Below are 17,026 nucleotides of genomic sequence, written 5' to 3' on the forward strand. Positions count from 1 at the left end.
GAGTGTCTAGCAGACACTTGCTTTTCTATTTTCTTATACTTGGTGTAAATGGTTTCATCCATAGTAAAATAAAAAAAATCATGCAAATGTAACCAAACAATGGATACAAATAGGATAGCAACGTACCGTAATTCACAAGACTAATCAGGTAGGAAACAATAAAAATAAGCGTAACCGACACAATTGTCGGAATGGGCAAATATTGCTTCAATTGTCGGTCCAGTCCAAAGACATTTCCAATTACAGAAGTAAAAATCTCTCCATAAATAACGAGAACAAAAATCCAATAAAAAAAAGGGGCTAAGTTTTTCATAATAATTGCCATTGGAATATTATACTGTTCCAAATTAGGAAGCATGATTAAAGTGAAATGACCAGCAATCAATATCACTGTTAAAGCAGCCCCCCCAAGAATCCCTCCCCATTTGATTGTCCAATCATCCTTTACCTCTGTTGCAATCGGTACTAAAACGGCTTGTGCTAGCCCCAGATTCAATGCCACATATGAAAATGGTGCAATCACACTTTTCCAGCCATCGTCGGAATGAGGAATAAATAATAATTGATTGAGGAAGTTGGGCATTTGAATGGAATAGAACATTAAAATTATGCTGAATGTGATCATTACCGGGACAACAAACGTGTTGACAGCAAAAAGACCTTTTGTACCAACTAGCATGACTAAAAAGGATAAAAAAATTGTCAGGAAAACACCGACTGCTTTGGGAAGACTTAACTGTTCCTCAAAAATAGCCCCAGCCCCTGAAAGCATCACAGCACTAACACCAAGAAGCATAAATAGCATAAAGACGTTAATGACACGACCAGGCCATTTGCCAAACAAGTACTCATTAAACTCTTGATAAGATTTTGCATCTATAAGTGCAGCCATTCTCATTAATTTTGAACCCAATGAAATAAAGAGATATCCGCTCATCAAAATACTTATTAAGCCAAAGAAACCAAACCGCGAAAAAAATTCAACGATTTCTTTTCCCGTGGCGAATCCAGCGCCTACTACAGTGCCTACATAGACCGCCGCAATCTGAAATGCTTGAGTCCAATCCCTTTTCACATCATCTCCTCCTTATAATCAATATATGATGATAAGGACAAACAAAGACGAGCTTTTTTCCTGAAATAGCAAGCATTACCAAAAACAAATTTCTTGAAAGTCAAAAAAGGTCAGAGTATACTATCGTCATAAGGTCAAATATAGTCAAAGTCAAAGTGAAAATATGAATCTTTACAAGGAGGTAATTTGCTTATGCTTTGTCAACAATGTAATGAAAACCATGCGAACATTCAATTAAATATGATTATTAACGGACAACGTAAGGAAATCAAACTCTGTCACGAATGTTATACAAAAGAAAAGCAAACTTTAGGTGCAAGTTTTGGTCCAAAGATGAATTCTTATCCAAGCTTCCCATTTGAAAATCTGTTCATGAATAACGCATCTCATGATAAGGATGATAGCATTCAACCTACACAACAAACAGGAAGAAAAACCGGAAAAGGTGGCTTTATTGACCAATTCGGACGTAATTTAACCCAAATGGCAAAAGCGGGGTTGATAGATCCTGTCATCGGCCGCGATGGAGAAGTAAAGCGTGTCATTGAAATACTAAACAGACGAAATAAGAATAATCCGGTATTAATTGGTGAACCAGGGGTCGGGAAGACAGCAATTGCTGAAGGTCTTGCCCAGAAAATTGCTGAAGGAGATGTCCCAGGTAAGTTACGGGGTAAAGAGGTATATTTGCTTGACGTCGCTTCCCTTGTTGCCAATACAGGAATCCGTGGCCAATTTGAGGAAAGAATGAAGCAAGTCATTTCCGAATTACAGGAGCGGAAAAATATAATCCTTTTCATCGATGAGATTCATCTGCTAATAGGTGCTGGCTCTGCTGAAGGCTCTATGGATGCCGGCAACATTTTAAAGCCAGCCCTTGCTCGTGGAGAACTTCAGGTGGTTGGTGCAACCACCTTAAAAGAATATCGCCAAATCGAAAAAGATTCTGCTCTGGAACGGCGCTTCCAACCAGTTCATGTACTTGAACCGACTGCAGAAGCTGCGATTGATATATTAAAAGGGATACAAAAGAAGTATGAGGATTATCATGAAGTCGTCTATTCTGATGAAGCAATCCTTGCCTGTGTTCAATTGTCTCAGCGCTATATTCAAGACCGCTTTTTACCTGACAAAGCCATCGATTTGCTTGATGAAGCTGGTTCGAAATTAAACCTAGTTTCGGATTATAAGAGCAATGAACAAATTGAAATACGTCTAAAAGAGATTGGTGCTGAGAAGGAAGAAGCACTTAAAAATGAGCAGTATGAAAGGGCAGCTTCCCTTCGCGATGAAGAAACAAACCTTGAAAAGTCTTTACATTTCATATCAAGCTCTGAAAGACCCATCGTTGATGTAGGGCTTATACAAGAAATCATCGAACAAAAAACAGGGATACCTGTTGGAAAGCTGCAACAAGATGAGCAGCTAAAAATGAAGGCATTAGAAGAAAATCTTAACCAAAAGGTTATTGGCCAGGAAAAGGCAGTAAATAAAGTTTCTAAAGCGATTAGACGTAGTCGGGCCGGGTTAAAATCAAAGCATCGCCCAATTGGTTCCTTTTTATTTGTTGGACCAACCGGCGTGGGAAAAACAGAGTTAACCAAAACGCTTGCTGAGGAATTATTTGGTTCTAAGGATTCGATGATCCGTCTTGATATGAGCGAATACATGGAAAAACACAGCGTCTCCAAATTAATCGGCTCACCTCCTGGCTATGTAGGTCATGAAGAGGCAGGACAGCTAACCGAAAAAGTGAGGAGAAATCCATATAGCATTATCTTATTAGATGAAATTGAAAAAGCACATCCAGATGTCCAGCATCTGTTCCTGCAAATTCTTGAAGATGGCCGACTCACAGACAGTCAAGGAAGAATTGTCAGCTTTAAGGATACTGTTATCATTATGACAAGCAATGCTGGTGTGGGCCACAGGACAGTTCATGTTGGATTTGGTACAACAGCGGCGATCGAAGAAGCAAGTATACTTGACTCGTTAGGCGGCTTCTTTAAGCCAGAATTCTTGAATCGTTTCGATAGTATTATTGAATTCAATTCACTCGGTAAAGAGCATATCCTCTATATTGTCGATTTAATGATTAGTGAATTACAAGAAACACTTACTGAGCAAAAGATTGAATTAACCATTACAACTGAAGCAAAAGAAAAACTAGCTATGCTTGGGTACCACCCCGCATTTGGGGCACGCCCGCTCCGCCGCGTAATCCAAGAAGAACTTGAAGATAAAATTGCTGATTTTATCTTAGAGGAGCCAGATACTAAAAAATTATCTGCCGTTGTTGAAGATAATCAACTCAAAGTAGTTTCTAAAGTAACTTCTCTTAAATAGGTCAAAAGCGAAGCCATTTCTTGAACGGCTTCGCTTTTTTCATTTAACTATAGATTTTTATCATCCACAGATTTTAACCAATCATCAATTACACCCACAACTGACTCTACACAACCAACTTCAAAAGGAGAGATTAGATTTGCTGCCTCGACTAACTTTGTGAATGACATACTCCCGCCTAGCTTACAAAGCTTAACATAATCTGCCCAAGCTTCATCTTGATTCTCTCTTGAACGCTTCCAGAATTGGAAAGCACAAATTTGGGCGAGCGTATAATCAATATAGTAAAATGGCGAATTATAGATATGCCCTTGGCGCTGCCAGAAGCCGCCATTCTCTAGGTATTCATTTCCGTCATAATCTTTATGCGGCAAATATTTTTTCTCAATCTCACGCCACTGGAGCTTACGCTCTTTTGGAGTAGCTTCTGGGTTTTCATAGACCCAATGTTGAAATTCATCAACCGAAACCCCATATGGCAAGAATAATAGGGCATCACTTAAATGAGAAAACTTGTATTTATCAGTGTCTTCCTTAAAGAACAAGTCCATCCATGGCCATGTGAAAAATTCCATACTCATCGAATGAATTTCACAGGCTTCATAGGTTGGCCATGCATATTCGGGAATCTCAAAATGACGGCTTGAATATACTTGGAAAGCATGACCTGCCTCATGTGTCAGGACATCAATATCCCCGGACGTTCCGTTGAAATTAGAAAAAATGAAAGGTGCTTTATAATTCTCTATAAACGTACAGTAGCCTCCGCCGGCCTTACCCTTCTTGGCAACAAGATCCATCAAATGATTATCTTGCATATAGCGAAAAAATGCCCCCGTATCTTCTGAAAGATCTTCATACATTTTTTGTCCATTTTCTATGATCCATTCCGGAGTACCTTTTGGAGTGGCATTACCAGTTTGAAAATTAAAGCTTTCATCATAGTACTTTAATTTATCCAGTCCAATTCTTTCTTGTTGACGTACTTTTAATTTTGTCAGAATCGGAACAATGAAATCCTGTACTTGACTACGGAAATTGGCAACCATCTCAGCATTATAATCTGTTCTCATCATTCTGTAATAACCAAGTTCAACAAAGTTATTAAATCCAAGTGATTCGGCAATTTCTGTCCTTACTTTCACCAGATCATCATAAATTCGATCAAACTCAGCTTCATGTTCAACCATAAAACCAAATTTCGCTTCATTGGCTCGTTTTCTCATTTTTCTGTCAGTCGACTGCGCGAATGGTTCTAATTGTGCTAATGTTCTCTCTTCCCCTTCGAATTCTATCTTTGCCGAGGCCATTAGCTTCGTATATTCCGTTGATAGGCGATTTTCCTTCTGAAGTAAGGGCACAATTTCAGGTTTAAATGTTTTAAGTTGTCCTTCAGCCAGGGCAAATAGCTGCTTTCCCCATTTCTCTTCTAATTCAGGACGGAACTTAGAATTTACAAGCACTTGATAATACTTAGTTACTAACCCTTCCACTTCAGGCTGGATTTCATCCATAAAATCTTGTTCATCCTTATAAAACTCATCATTTGTATCAATAGAATGACGAATATAACAAAGGTTGAACATCGTACCTAGATCATTTCTTAGCTTATTAATCTCATTCATGACCCTGCTTTGCTCTTCAACTGATTCTGCATTTTTTAGGCTCTCAAGTGCCAAATGAAATTTTTCTGTTACCTCATTTAAATCCGGACGTATGTATGTATAGTTCTCAAACCCCATTGAACCATCCCCTTTTTATACTTTGCTATTATTCCAATCTATTTTATTATATACTATCGACTAACATTCCTAACAACAAAAAAAATACGACCCAATGGCCGTATTAGAACTTACCAGCAGGCAACCCTAGTTTTTTCAACAGGTCAATTGCTTCCAGTTTTTCAGTTTCAGTCAGTGATGACATGAGGTTATCAATTTGCTCAGCATGTTCAGGAAAAATATCCTGAATAAACTTTTTCCCATCTTCAGTTATTTGTGCAAATGTGACTCGTCGGTCCTTCGGACAGGCAATTCTTTTTAACATCCCTTTTTGTTCGAGCTTGTCGACCACGTAAGTAATGCTTCCACTTGCAAGTAATATTTTCCCGCCTATTTGCTGCATTGGCTGGTCACCTTTATGGTAAAGTAGCTCCAAAACTGCAAATTCAGTAGGATTTAACCCACTGGCCTGGATCACTTTATTTACATGCTCGTTAATTGCTTTATACGCTCTTGAAAGGACTATAAAAAGCTTTAATGAATTAGCAGTTGAATTATTTTCCATAAAAAACTCATCCTTTTAGGTTTATAAATTAGACTTACTTTGAGGTATCAATATGAATAAAATATCTTGATTTCAAGATTATTATAAAAAAATTTTTAAGAAATGTCAATTCACCCTAAAAAAATCAGGAATATTTCGTATCCAAGGGGAATTGATGCATGATAGGAATTTTTTTATTAAATGGCTTTGATAAAGGTCATTGTTGATTTAAAGCCTACGTTGATTGGAGCGGAAATCAACGGCCAAGTTAGACAGAGACTATAAAATTAATTATAAATAAAATATTTCTTATTTTTATGGTTCGGTAGTAAAATATGGTTATAAAAAAATTTAGAATTTTAATAAAGAAGGGATCATTATGAGTTCACAAGCTGTTTTACCTGCAAAGGCTCCAAAGTCTTCTGAATCAACCATGTTTAAAATTCTTTTTATTATTGGATTGTGCCATTTATTGAATGATGCAATTCAAGCTGTGGTGCCAGCCATGTTCCCTATTTTAGAAAAATCAATGGGGCTAAGTTTTACCCAGCTTGGAATCATTGCTTTTTCTCTAAATATGGTCTCATCAGTTTTGCAGCCAATGGTCGGCTACATAACTGACAAGAAACCAATGCCTTTCGCACTGCCGATCGGACTTACTTTCACGTTAGTCGGTATTCTTGGATTAGGGTTTGCTTCAAACTTTGGACTAATTGTCTTGTCAGTCCTTTTCATCGGTCTTGGTTCAGCAGTATTTCACCCGGAAGGTTCCCGGGTTGCGTATATGGCTGCAGGAAATCGACGCGGGCTGGCACAGTCGATTTATCAGGTCGGTGGAAACACGGGTCAAGCATTGGCTCCACTGATAACTGCACTAATATTGGTTCCTTTAGGGCAGATTGGTGCATCCTGGTTTACGATTGTGGCAGCACTAGCTGTGATTTTATTAATTTATATTGCAAATTGGTATAATCACAGGTTGATAGCTTCCCCAAATATACTAAAGAAAAAGAAATCTAGCTCATCTAACAATGTAGCAATAACTAAAGAGGTAAAAAATACCTTAGCATTGATTTTATTATTAATTTTTGCAAGGACTTGGTATTCTTCTGGAATTACCAACTTTTATACCTTTTATTCGATAAAAGAATATGCCCTTACGATTAAGCAATCACAATTATTCCTGTTCGCTTTTTTAGTTTCCGGTGCCGTCGGTACTTTTTTTGGAGGTCCTCTTTCAGATCGTTTTGGTAAAAAAACAATCATTTCCTTTTCAATGTTAGCAACGATTCCTTTTTCAATTTTAATTCCACAGGTACCACCAACGTTGGCATTTATTTTCTTAATACTTACTGGGTTTATTTTAATGACTAGTTTTTCTGTAACGGTAGTATATGCACAGGAATTAGTCCCGGGGAAAATTGGGATGATGTCTGGTTTAACAGTAGGACTTGCGTTTGGAATGGGTGCAATTGGTTCTGTAGGACTTGGTTATATTGCAGACTGGATTGGATTACAGTCGATGATTACATGGCTCGGTGTACTTCCGATTCTAGGCTTAATTGCGTTTCTCCTTCCAACTGACCAAAAGGTTAAAGAATGGAATCAAAAGTAAAATAGGATGGGCCAGAAGCCCATCCTTTATTTTATGTCTTGGATTTTTCGGTATAATTCTTCCTTTTCCTCTTCTGTAAGCATTCTTTCAGCCATTGGGAACAAAACATTTTCCTCTTTGGAGAAATGCTCTGTTAAGATAAAGTAGGCATTTTGAATTAGTTCAGCTGTTTTTTTCGTTTCTTCCGTAGATATAAGACCACTTTCTGCTTTTCCAAGAAATTCTCCAATATTTGCTTTTGCCTGGTCATGGTCATATTCCATAACAGCTATTGGTCCAGATGTCGTCCTGATATATACACCCATCATAGGAAAAAGAACGCCTTCTTCTCTTTCTGAATGAGGGTCCAATGCTGCTTTAAATTCTTTTACTTTTGTAATTAATGCAGCAAAGTTAGTTTCTACATCTATTTCTTGATCAATTTTTTGTGTTAGATCATACAATCCTTCTAATTGTCCTAATAACGGGGGATGTTCACTTTTTAATTGCTTAAGTCCTTTACTTAGTTCAGCTTGGGGCATTCCACCAAGAGCACTCATACAGCCACTCATCAACAATCACCTCTATCTCATTCTATTGCTTCAAGTATAAAATCAACCATTAATTAATGTAGTGACATAGGTCACAATTACAATTAGGTTATGAATTTTTGTCAGTTTCATGAAAACTCGTTAATTTTTTTTAAAATTTTAACATTTATCACACAAAAAAAGTTTAAATGTTTCATATAATAGAGATAGAACATAAAAGGGAGGGAAAAAAAATATGAAAACCCCAAATTATCATGACTTTTATCAAAAGGCATTAATACCCATTGGTGTAAATGATCTAGTTTCCTTACAGGAATCCGGAGCATACTACCCTAACTCACCTTCGACACATTGGCTTATTGCCGTAGAAGGGGTGCAGCTCCCACAGTCAAAAATATACTATCATTGGAAAGTAAGTATATATCCTGCCGATAGTGAAGGTGATTTCAATTGGAAAAAACCATATTATTGCTCACAGAGTATGGAGTTAATGGATCATGCGAACTCATTTGCATCTTCGCTTGTCACAGCCAGCAAAAACGATAAACTTTCCTCAGCTACCATACTAGAGAAAATAAGCTAACCCCCTAAAAACTTACCTTCTGCTTCACCTTTTTTACCATCACTTGTGAAATAACCCACATATAGTATTATTAAAATATCTACATAAATAAAGGAGCTGTTTGCATAAATCGCAAAAAGCTCCTTTTTTATATCCAATTTACGCTAAACGGAATACAATCCCGTGTCCGCCTTTTGGATATTCCCATTTAATGTTCTGGTATGGACAGCCGATCCGGCAGCTTCCACATTCATGGCATCCTTCATAGCCAACCTGCATCCGTGTTCCTTCCCACTTATAAACCTCCGCTGGGCAAAATACTGTACAAATTTTATCGGGACATTTTGTCATGCATACGTCATGATCCATCACGGTCAAATGGGACTTTGTATCACACTTAAAACGGAGCAGATACTGTTTTTCCTCGATATTCTTCGTTGACATTATTTCACCGCCTTCCAGGCACGATAGATATCTTGCAATACTCTAATTGTTCCTCTTTCCGCAGTTACACTCTTCATTATTTGTTTTTGTTTTTCACGCTTTGGAGTCCCATCAACTGTAAAGAACTTGCTCATCGCTTTATTCATCATTGGAACATATTCATTAAAGTATTGTGGGTATTTCTCAAACGTATGTGCCGCATCCTTGTACTTCTCTAAATCCTTCATTATGAAACTACTATTAAGCGCGTCACGGTAGCTATTTAAGCTTGATTCACTGAAGTCCCCACTTTTATGTGCCTGAACTACGGCTTCAGCAGCCATCTTTCCTGATGACATCGCCATGTTCGAACCTTCACGATGAATGGCATTTACTAGCTGTGCTGCATCACCGACGACTATAACTCCATTACCAGCTACTTTCGGTACCGAACGATAACCACCTTCAGGAATAAGATGAGCAAGATACTCAGCAGATTCCCCACCAGCAAGCATTGGCTTGACCATGGGGTGAGTTTTTAAGTAGTCTAGAAGCTCATATGGCTTGATTTTCGCTTTTATCATGCTCGATAGTGTTGTACCAACTCCGATATTCAAGCTCTCTTTATTCGTGTAAACAAAAGCGGTTCCAAGATTACCCTTTGTTGAATCACCAAAGATTTCAATTGTACAACCCTGGTTATCTTCCAAATTAAAACGGTCATTTATTTTTTCTTTTGGTAAATTAACAACTTCCATTACTGTTAAGGCTACTTCATCTGGACGAAATTCTTTATGAAAGCCTAACTGTTTTGAAAGAAGAGAGTTAACACCGTCTGCAAGCACCACGACATCCGCAAATACCTCTCCATTCGGACGATCGGTACGAACCCCGACAACCTTGCCATTTTCAACGATACATTCAGTTACTACCGTTTCATTAATAAGTAATGCCCCGGCGTCTACTGCCTTTTTAGCAAACCATTGGTCAAACTGAGCCCGAAGGACTGTAAAGTTATTATATGGTTCCATTCCCCATTCAAGACCTTTATAGCCGAATTGAACGACCGATTCCTTATCCATCATCCAAAAGCGCTGTTCAATGACTGGTCTCTCAAGTGGTGCTTCTTTCCAAAATTCAGGAACTAATTCTTCCATTTGTTTGCGGTACAATACCCCGCCCATTACGTTTTTGGCTCCTGGGTATTCTCCACGTTCAATAAGCAAAACGTTTAGTCCATTTTTGGCACATGTGAGGGCACATGCACTTCCAGCTGGACCTGCCCCAACGACAATCACATCAAATTTTTCATGCATAGCTTATTTCACCACCTTTTTCAGTTCTAAGCTGCTTAAATTGTTCGATTAGTTTTGGGAGAATTTCCATAGCATCTCCTACGATTCCATATGTGGCAACATCAAAAATTGGTGCATTTGGATTTTTGTTTATAGCGATAATTAAATCCGAATTTTTCATACCGACAACGTGCTGAATTGCACCAGAAAGTGCTATAGCAAAATAAATTTTTGGTGTAACTGTTTCACCAGTTTGGCCAACTTGAAGATGGTGTGGCAGCCAGCCTGCTTCAACCACATCACGAGTACCTCCAACAGTCGCTCCAATTGTTTCCGCAAATTCATAAAGGAGCTGGAAGTTTTGCACATCTCCCATTCCTTTTCCTCCACAGACGATTACATGTGCATCCGCTAGATTGGCCTTTTTTGTTACGTCATTCACAATTTGTAACACTTTTGTACGCATGTCTTCTTCTTGCAGTGATATTTTTTCTTCATTAATCTTACCTGTTCTTCCTGATACCGGTTCTAGTGCCTTCATTACCTTTGGTCTGACGGTTGCCATTTGCGGGCGATGTTTTTTACATAGGATTGTCGCCATGATATTACCGCCAAAGGCAGGTCTGCTAGCTTCTAGTAATCTATTATCAACATCCACATCAAGCATTGTAGTATCCGCAGTTAATCCTGTGTTTAAATCTGTTGCTACGGCACTAGCTAAATCTTTACCGTTTGGTGTTGCGCCATAAAGGATAATTTCTGGCTTATATTTTTCAGCGAGGAGCATTACGCCCTTCATATATGATTCAGTACGGTAATTCTTCAATACAGGGTGGTCGACCATGTATACGATATCTGCACCATAAGAAATAATTTTATTTGCTAAAGTTTTTACTTCATTGCCTAGTAAAAAGCCCGCTAAAGGAACTTGTAATTTATCCGCTAGCCTCCTTCCAGCACCAAGTAATTCTAGAGAAACGCCTTCTACTTTACCATCGTTTTGTTCGATGAATACCCAGACTCCCCGATAATCGTCTAGATTCATGTATATTCCCCCCCATGACAAAAGATAATCGTTTTTATTTAGATGATTGGAATGTTAACAGGTCCTTTTTCTCCATCAACAACGCCATTAACTGGTTAACCTGTTCATCACTAGTACCCTCTAGTCTTTTCCCGCCTTCTGGACGTGGTGGCGTAAACATTTTTCCAACAATGGTTGGTGAACCTTTTAGTCCTAGTTGCGACCGTTCTACATTTTCAAAGTCACTTACTGCCCAAATAATTGGTTCGTACCTTGCCGCTTTAATCATGTTCGGCATTGGCGAATAATCGATGTCATTAATTTCTTTTTCAACCGTCAATAAACATGGAAGATTGGATTGAATCAATTCATAGCCATTGGTTAATTTCCGTTTAATAAGTACGGTGTTTTCTTTCTGATTGACTTCAGACACTTCAATTACATTAGTTATTGGCGGGATATCCATTCTTCTTGCAATACCAGGTCCAACTTGTCCTGTATCACCATCAATCGCGTGCTTACCACAAATAATCATGTCAACTGGGTGTTCCTTATTGATTTTTTCTAAAGCTTTCGAAAGCGCATAACTAGTTGCCAGTGTATCTGCCCCTGCAAAGGCACGGTCAGAAATTAAATATCCTTTATCAGCACCTATTTCCACACTCTTCTTGATAATATCAGTCGCTTGCGGTGGTCCCATTGATAAGACGGAAATGGTACCTCCTGTTATTTCCCTAATTTTTACGGCCTCCTGAACTGCATGGGCATCGTAAGGGTTCAAGATGGCTGGTGCACTGCGACGGTCGAGTGTGTTGGTTTTAGGATTAATTTTAATAATTTTTGTATCTGGTACTTGTTTGACACATACGACAATATGCATGTAGGACTTTCCCTCCTCCATATGATCTGAGATTATTGAAAGCGTTTGCTCCCTATGGTTTAAAAATGCTTTTATTTACGATATATGAATCGCAACACAAGCATAGTACCAAACAGTGATAGTTTTCTTTTTTTTCTTTCTCGATTTAACCTAAAACTAGTGATCATTTACCATTCTTAAAAATCTTATGCAGTAGCTAAGTAGTAGTTTGTAAAAGTTGAAGTTATTACAGTTTGTGGTAAGATATGTAGTTAATCGTGATGTGAATATTAGATAAAGTAGTACTAATATAACTATATGAAATATTAAGATATAAACAATGATAAAAATCACAGCTACTGTCTAATATTGTAGATATTTGATTTGGATTAATTGGACAAGAAAGGAGATGTGTGATGACTGAAGTTATTATTGGAAGTGTTCTTTCGGCGTTATCAACGGGGGCAGGGGCACTAATTATACTATTTATTCCTCATTCCATTACACATCGTTGGAAGGATGTTTTATTAGCATTTAGTGCAGGAATTATGATGGCAGCTTCTACGATTGGGTTGATCCCTGAGGCATTAAGGACAGGGGGCTTTGGTTCACTTTTTGCAGGAGTTTGTTTAGGAGTATGGGTGCTGACTTTTTTGGAAAAAAATATCCCTCATATTGACTTACAGCATAACAAAAAGGGAATTCAATTTGATGAGAAGGCGTTGTTAATTATATCTGCAATTACACTGCATAATATTCCTTAGGGATTGTCAGTTGGCGTAAGCTATGCATCCGAACGGGGGATACTGGAAATTTAATTGCTTTATCGATTGGGTTTCAAAATGCGCCGGAAGGCCTACTTGTCGCATTATTTTTAATCAATCAGCAAATTAGTAAACTGAAGGCCTTCATTATTGCAACTTTAACTGGAGCCATTGAAATCATTACTTCCTTATTTGGGTATTTTTTAACCTCATTTGTTCAAGGGCTTGTCCCCTATGGTCTTTCATTTGCTGCTGGCGCCATGTTATTTATTATTTATAAAGAATTAATTCCTGAAAGCCATGGAGACGGAAATGAGCGCGTTTCCACCTATGCTTTTATATTGGGGTTGCTTGTCATGGTGTACATTATTGATATTTTTTCATAAGTAATTATTTTACTAATCGGTTGAACAAAAAAAATATCACTCTCTTACCTAATTATCATTAGACTAAAACCTTCGGCCAAATCATGATCATTTGTTTAAAGGCAAATTTAATTTCTTCATTTGGCCTGGATATTTTATCCATTACTTTTTGGTACTCATTTATTAATTCATCTAGCTCCTGGCTATATTTTATTGTCATCTCATTGGTAAATCCCTGTGTATTGGCGCTATTTATCATTAATTCCCTTTTAGCCTTTATCTCTTCAATCATTTCAATATGGGTATTACTATACTCGCACACAATTATCCCCTACCTCTTACTCTATTACTGTAAACAACGAAAAATTAGACTACTTGATGAATTATGACAAGAATTTTTATAAAAGTAAACACAATCGCAAAAGTAGACAAAACATTCTATTTCTTTCGTTTTTCGACAAATTCCTCAAATAAATTCTTGTTTTTACGACAAAATTCTTCTAGTTTGCAAGCGTTTTATTCTATTTCACCATACTTACATACATAATAAAAAAACTGGCTTGCAATAATCTGCAGCCAGTTTTAGTATCTGTTATTTATTTATTTATTTATTTACTTCTTCTTTTTCGTAAATAGGTACCCATCCCTCGGTGGTAACAAAAATCCTTACAGCAACCACTTTCCGATCTTCTTCAAGGGTAAAATAGTGCCTTGTATTTTCAGGTACAGAAATCAAGTCCCCTGGATTGAGATGTACTTCAAAGAACTCACCATCTTTACCTTGGATGACAAAGACACCGTGACCGCTGACTATGAAACGAACTTCATCATCTGTATGATGATGCTCATTTTTAAAGTTTGTCAGTAATACATCCAAATTTGGAGTATTTTCTGATAAAGAAATGACATCTTGCGCTTTGTAGCCACGTCTAACAGAAATATCTGCGATTTCGCCTTCAAATGCAGCTAGAATTTCTTCCTTTTCTTCATCGCTTAAAAGATACTTTTCTACGAGTTCAGCGGGAAGCTTGCTAATATCCCAATTTTCATAAATAACTTCCTGCGACTCCAGAAAGCTTGCAACCTCATCTTGTTCATGAATTTGCTCTTCTCTGGTTTGAAAAGTAATATATGCCATTCTTCATCATCCTCTCATTTTTAATATTTTTTACACTACTTTAAATAATTGATATGGTTTATGCTCTAGTAAACGTAATTGGTAGCGGAATAAAAACTCTGAGGCTTCAAGGATTTTTTTAGCCTCAAAGGCAGTTCTCCCCCATACCGTTATCCCATGGTTGCGAATCAAGATAGCTCCAGTATCTCCTGAAACATATTCAGAAAACTTATTGGCAAGTGAGGGGATATGGGCAAAATTGTGAATAATTGGTATTGTTAAGACTGCGTCCTCTTCCCACTTATCAAAAGCCTTGATCAACTCTTGCCCTTTAAATGTAACCTCACCATTATCACCATAAACTTCTGAGATCACATTATTATCAATCGTATGCACATGGAGACTGCAGCCAGCATTGGTTCGACGGTAAATTTCGACATGAAGAAGTGTCTCTGCTGAGGGCTTTAAATGTGTTTCTTCAACTGCACGGCCAAATTCATCAACGAGTAAAAAATCTTCATCTGTTCGCTTCCGTTTATCCTTTCCACTTGCTGTAACTAAAAATTGAAGCGGATGATTACTTACTTTAATCGCCAGGTTACCGCTCGTACCCATAAACCAATCACGCTCAGCTAACTCATCCTTTACCTCGGCTAATTCGTTCCATCTTTCATTTAGCATGTTAGTTCATCCACCTCAATTCTTTTTTTAATCTCCTCGATACAATCGAAAAAGGAAGTAAATCCTTGATGATTGATTCCCCATTCCACACATTTTTCCTGAAGTAAATCTCTTGCTAACACAAAGTCCGCATGTTTTGCTGCCTCGAGATCGGTTACCGAATCTCCAATAACAATTTTGAAACGGTTTTCCTGAGTGTTTAATTTACGAATAATACTTGGTTTACAACATCCGCAATCATTGTTACATAATGAATCACATTCATTCGGCCATAGAATTTTTATTCTCTCGTCTGTAAAATCCGATTCATTGCAATAAACTCCATCAAATGGACCATATTTCTCCAAGATTGGATAAACAAAGAAGTCAATACCGCCACTAACAATATAAAATGGAATACCTTTTGCACGCGCAAATTCAACAAACTCTCCAAATCCTGGGCGAATCTTTGCATTTTCAATCGCAAACTCAGTCAATTCATCCTTTAACTTACTTGGTAATAAGGAAAAAAGTTTCCCAACTCCCTCATTGATCGAAATCTCACGTGAGAGGATTTGATCTTTAATCCGTTCCCACCCTTGAGGAGCAAACTTTTCCATCATGCTAATGATGTTATCACTTTCAGTTACCGTTCCGTCAAAATCACAAAAAATCACTGGTTTTGTCATACGGTCACCTCTGCATTACCCCATAGTTTTAGTGCCGTATGGAGCTCAGGATGCTGTTTTGCACCTTCGGCTAATAACTTTCCTTTAAGATTGGTATCAATCGCTTGACGGAACGCAAGGCCCCCTCCGCGTGCACCCTCTGGATGGCCATGGACCCCTCCGCCTGCATTAATGACAGAATCATTACCGAAGTCACGAATTAATAAAGGAACCAAGCCTGGATGAATTCCCGCTGATGGAACTGGAAATGACTTTTTAAAGACATCTTCTATGGTTAACTCACTTGCAATCGACAGTGCTTTCGTCTTCTCTAACGCCACGGTTCCATATGGGGATGGGAACAACGATAAATCCGCACCAGCATAACGAAGCAACTTTCCAAGCAATAATGAATGGGATAATCCATAAACTGGAGATGATGTAAAAGCACCACTAACTGCAGGATGTGCCATAAGCGGTAAGGCAATTTCATCGTCTTCTCTTAATTCCTGCAGGACGTCTATGCCATAGGAAAACACATTAAACAGTAAGAGGTCCGCTCCAAGCTCTGCAGCCTTCCTTGCTTTTTCCTTCAGCTGCGATGTTCTACCCGTTAGGTTAACTGCATACAAAGTTCGATGTCCTGTTTGGTCAAATACTTCTTGCAATGCCTTTTTTCCTTCGACAATTCTTTTTTCAAATGGTGTCAGCTCATTTTCAAAAAGGATTTCATCATCCTTCACAAAATCTACACCACCAAGGGCTTGTTGCTTTAATTGCTCAACTAAAAATGCGAGATCTTTACCGAGCACTCCTTTAAAGATACTCATTAAAAGCGGTCTATTATAAACGTTTAATTTCTTCCGAAGACCTTCAATTCCAAACCTTGGGCCAGGGAACTGACTCTTTAATCCGTCATCAAACTGTAAATCTAGTAATTTTATTTTTCCATCTAATGAAAGCTTACCGAAAACGGTTGTTAAAATAGCAGGCAGGTCATTAGAAAAATTAATCGCTGGATAGGCTATGCGGATTAAAGATTGGTCACCTTTTTCTGCAGGTATCGTTTCAACGGATACCACACTACCTTTATGCTTGCGTAATTGGCTTTGCTCTAGTTCAGGCAAGTTCGTCCATGAACCTACAGTTAATCCAAGTGCAATCTCTTCAGCCTTTTTGGTTGGTTTTTTTTCATCATGCAGTAAATATGTAGCAATTATTTTAGACATTCAAAAACACGTCCTTTCAAAAAACATAAAAAACCTCTTCAACAAAGAAGAGGTTAGCCGCAAACTAACATCTTCTCATCTATCAGCTTGTTGCTGCAAGAATTAGCACCGTGCCTAAAACTGGTTTAAGTCGGTTGCCGGGCTTCATCGGGCTTTTCCCTCCGCCTGCTCTTGATAAGAAAACGATTCGTATTTTATAAAGTTTTAATGTTGTTTAACTTTAATTTGC

The 17,026-nt window shown here is 38.0% G+C and carries 16 protein-coding genes, 1 pseudogene and 1 riboswitch; of the genes and pseudogenes, 4 read left to right on the forward strand and 13 right to left on the reverse strand.

All coding sequences use genetic code 11. The features are described from left to right. Positions 1 to 25: 25 nt before the first annotated feature. Complete coding sequence (locus ACSU6B_RS00415; RefSeq protein ID WP_410881872.1) at positions 26 to 1,075, reverse strand: YkvI family membrane protein; 1,050 nt, start codon at positions 1,073 to 1,075, stop codon at positions 26 to 28. A gap of 192 nt (positions 1,076 to 1,267) precedes the next feature. Between ACSU6B_RS00415 and ACSU6B_RS00420 the strand changes: the two genes are divergently transcribed. Continuing rightward, positions 1,268 to 3,421 (forward strand): ATP-dependent Clp protease ATP-binding subunit, encoded by a 2,154-nt coding sequence (locus ACSU6B_RS00420; protein ID WP_410881874.1) that lies wholly within the window; start codon positions 1,268 to 1,270, stop codon positions 3,419 to 3,421. 47 nt (positions 3,422 to 3,468) lie between these two features. Here the strand turns inward: ACSU6B_RS00420 and ACSU6B_RS00425 are convergent, their stop codons facing one another. Together ACSU6B_RS00425 and ACSU6B_RS00430 are read right to left on the reverse strand one after the other, a co-directional pair. Further along, complete coding sequence (locus ACSU6B_RS00425; RefSeq protein WP_410881876.1) at positions 3,469 to 5,163, reverse strand: M3 family oligoendopeptidase; 1,695 nt, start codon at positions 5,161 to 5,163, stop codon at positions 3,469 to 3,471. A gap of 103 nt (positions 5,164 to 5,266) precedes the next feature. After that, entirely contained in the window at positions 5,267 to 5,707 is a 441-nt protein-coding gene (locus ACSU6B_RS00430; protein ID WP_410881878.1) for a MarR family winged helix-turn-helix transcriptional regulator, read from the reverse strand. Between the two features lie 358 nt (positions 5,708 to 6,065). Between ACSU6B_RS00430 and ACSU6B_RS00435 the strand changes: the two genes are divergently transcribed. Then, entirely contained in the window at positions 6,066 to 7,301 is a 1,236-nt protein-coding gene (locus ACSU6B_RS00435; RefSeq protein ID WP_410881880.1) for an MFS transporter, read from the forward strand. Positions 7,302 to 7,327: 26 nt separating this feature from the next. On the opposite strand, the gene ACSU6B_RS00440 is transcribed toward ACSU6B_RS00435, so the two are convergent. Continuing rightward, the gene (locus tag ACSU6B_RS00440; RefSeq protein WP_410881882.1) at positions 7,328 to 7,852 is read right to left on the reverse strand and encodes a hemerythrin domain-containing protein; all 525 of its coding nucleotides are present in this window, start codon (positions 7,850 to 7,852) and stop codon (positions 7,328 to 7,330) included. Positions 7,853 to 8,066: 214 nt separating this feature from the next. Here ACSU6B_RS00440 and ACSU6B_RS00445 point away from each other — a divergent pair, with 214 nt between their 5' ends. Then, entirely contained in the window at positions 8,067 to 8,414 is a 348-nt protein-coding gene (locus tag ACSU6B_RS00445; RefSeq protein ID WP_410881884.1) for a hypothetical protein, read from the forward strand. Between the two features lie 138 nt (positions 8,415 to 8,552). Here the strand turns inward: ACSU6B_RS00445 and ACSU6B_RS00450 are convergent, their stop codons facing one another. Genes ACSU6B_RS00450 through ACSU6B_RS00465 form a run of 4 tightly spaced genes read right to left on the reverse strand, consistent with a single transcriptional unit; the run spans position 8,553 to position 12,015 of the window. Beyond that, the gene (locus ACSU6B_RS00450) at positions 8,553 to 8,837 is read right to left on the reverse strand and encodes a ferredoxin family protein (protein ID WP_168242623.1); all 285 of its coding nucleotides are present in this window, start codon (positions 8,835 to 8,837) and stop codon (positions 8,553 to 8,555) included. Then, positions 8,837 to 10,132, reverse strand: coding sequence for an FAD-dependent oxidoreductase (locus ACSU6B_RS00455; protein WP_410881886.1), 1,296 nt, complete (start codon positions 10,130 to 10,132; stop codon positions 8,837 to 8,839). The genes ACSU6B_RS00450 and ACSU6B_RS00455 overlap by 1 nt, the downstream gene beginning before the upstream one ends. Then, the gene (locus ACSU6B_RS00460; protein ID WP_410881888.1) at positions 10,125 to 11,156 is read right to left on the reverse strand and encodes an electron transfer flavoprotein subunit alpha/FixB family protein; all 1,032 of its coding nucleotides are present in this window, start codon (positions 11,154 to 11,156) and stop codon (positions 10,125 to 10,127) included. The genes ACSU6B_RS00455 and ACSU6B_RS00460 overlap by 8 nt, the downstream gene beginning before the upstream one ends. Before the next feature lie 34 nt (positions 11,157 to 11,190). Continuing rightward, a complete protein-coding gene (locus ACSU6B_RS00465) occupies positions 11,191 to 12,015 on the reverse strand; it encodes an electron transfer flavoprotein subunit beta/FixA family protein (RefSeq protein WP_410881890.1) in 825 nt (274 codons plus the stop codon). Positions 12,016 to 12,410: 395 nt separating this feature from the next. On the opposite strand from ACSU6B_RS00465, the pseudogene ACSU6B_RS00470 reads away from it, so the two are divergent. After that, positions 12,411 to 13,144, forward strand: a pseudogene (locus tag ACSU6B_RS00470) (ZIP family metal transporter). A 58-nt stretch (positions 13,145 to 13,202) separates the two neighbouring features. On the opposite strand, the gene ACSU6B_RS00475 reads toward ACSU6B_RS00470, so the two are convergent. The 5 genes from ACSU6B_RS00475 to mtnW all read right to left on the reverse strand — a co-directional run bounded on the left by ACSU6B_RS00475 (position 13,203) and on the right by mtnW (position 16,797). After that, entirely contained in the window at positions 13,203 to 13,445 is a 243-nt protein-coding gene (locus tag ACSU6B_RS00475; RefSeq protein WP_410881892.1) for an aspartyl-phosphate phosphatase Spo0E family protein, read from the reverse strand. A gap of 282 nt (positions 13,446 to 13,727) precedes the next feature. Further along, positions 13,728 to 14,261: a 1,2-dihydroxy-3-keto-5-methylthiopentene dioxygenase gene (locus ACSU6B_RS00480; RefSeq protein ID WP_410881894.1), complete on the reverse strand. Its 534-nt coding sequence runs from the start codon at positions 14,259 to 14,261 to the stop codon at positions 13,728 to 13,730. Positions 14,262 to 14,291: 30 nt separating this feature from the next. Then, complete coding sequence (locus tag ACSU6B_RS00485) at positions 14,292 to 14,921, reverse strand: methylthioribulose 1-phosphate dehydratase (protein WP_410881896.1); 630 nt, start codon at positions 14,919 to 14,921, stop codon at positions 14,292 to 14,294. Beyond that, positions 14,915 to 15,589 carry a 2-hydroxy-3-keto-5-methylthiopentenyl-1-phosphate phosphatase gene (locus ACSU6B_RS00490; RefSeq protein ID WP_214999412.1) on the reverse strand — a complete coding sequence of 225 codons (675 nt, stop codon included), beginning with the start codon at positions 15,587 to 15,589 and terminating at the stop codon, positions 14,915 to 14,917. The genes ACSU6B_RS00485 and ACSU6B_RS00490 overlap by 7 nt, the downstream gene beginning before the upstream one ends. After that, the gene (mtnW, locus tag ACSU6B_RS00495) at positions 15,586 to 16,797 is read right to left on the reverse strand and encodes a 2,3-diketo-5-methylthiopentyl-1-phosphate enolase (protein WP_410881898.1); all 1,212 of its coding nucleotides are present in this window, start codon (positions 16,795 to 16,797) and stop codon (positions 15,586 to 15,588) included. The genes ACSU6B_RS00490 and mtnW overlap by 4 nt, the downstream gene beginning before the upstream one ends. Positions 16,798 to 16,869: 72 nt before the next feature. Further along, a riboswitch (SAM riboswitch) is annotated at positions 16,870 to 16,978 on the reverse strand. Between the last annotated feature and the right edge of the window lie 48 nt (positions 16,979 to 17,026).

It is taken from the genome of Neobacillus sp. C211 (assembly GCF_051842875.1).
In the GTDB taxonomy this organism is placed as follows: domain Bacteria; phylum Bacillota; class Bacilli; order Bacillales; family Cytobacillaceae; genus Neobacillus.

What these genes read in the sequence shown, in the direction of transcription:
- ACSU6B_RS00420 (WP_410881874.1), top strand. Translation starts at nt 1,268, where the DNA reads ATGCTTTGTCAACAATGTAATGAAAACCATGCGAACATTCAATTAAAT.
- ACSU6B_RS00425 (WP_410881876.1), bottom strand. Translation starts at nt 5,163, where the DNA reads ATGGGGTTTGAGAACTATACATACATACGTCCGGATTTAAATGAGGTA.
- ACSU6B_RS00430 (WP_410881878.1), bottom strand. Translation starts at nt 5,707, where the DNA reads ATGGAAAATAATTCAACTGCTAATTCATTAAAGCTTTTTATAGTCCTT.
- ACSU6B_RS00435 (WP_410881880.1), top strand. Translation starts at nt 6,066, where the DNA reads ATGAGTTCACAAGCTGTTTTACCTGCAAAGGCTCCAAAGTCTTCTGAA.
- ACSU6B_RS00440 (WP_410881882.1), bottom strand. Translation starts at nt 7,852, where the DNA reads ATGAGTGGCTGTATGAGTGCTCTTGGTGGAATGCCCCAAGCTGAACTA.
- ACSU6B_RS00445 (WP_410881884.1), top strand. Translation starts at nt 8,067, where the DNA reads ATGAAAACCCCAAATTATCATGACTTTTATCAAAAGGCATTAATACCC.
- ACSU6B_RS00450 (WP_168242623.1), bottom strand. Translation starts at nt 8,837, where the DNA reads ATGTCAACGAAGAATATCGAGGAAAAACAGTATCTGCTCCGTTTTAAG.
- ACSU6B_RS00455 (WP_410881886.1), bottom strand. Translation starts at nt 10,132, where the DNA reads ATGCATGAAAAATTTGATGTGATTGTCGTTGGGGCAGGTCCAGCTGGA.
- ACSU6B_RS00460 (WP_410881888.1), bottom strand. Translation starts at nt 11,156, where the DNA reads ATGAATCTAGACGATTATCGGGGAGTCTGGGTATTCATCGAACAAAAC.
- ACSU6B_RS00465 (WP_410881890.1), bottom strand. Translation starts at nt 12,015, where the DNA reads ATGCATATTGTCGTATGTGTCAAACAAGTACCAGATACAAAAATTATT.
- ACSU6B_RS00480 (WP_410881894.1), bottom strand. Translation starts at nt 14,261, where the DNA reads ATGGCATATATTACTTTTCAAACCAGAGAAGAGCAAATTCATGAACAA.
- ACSU6B_RS00485 (WP_410881896.1), bottom strand. Translation starts at nt 14,921, where the DNA reads ATGCTAAATGAAAGATGGAACGAATTAGCCGAGGTAAAGGATGAGTTA.
- ACSU6B_RS00490 (WP_214999412.1), bottom strand. Translation starts at nt 15,589, where the DNA reads ATGACAAAACCAGTGATTTTTTGTGATTTTGACGGAACGGTAACTGAA.
- mtnW (WP_410881898.1), bottom strand. Translation starts at nt 16,797, where the DNA reads ATGTCTAAAATAATTGCTACATATTTACTGCATGATGAAAAAAAACCA.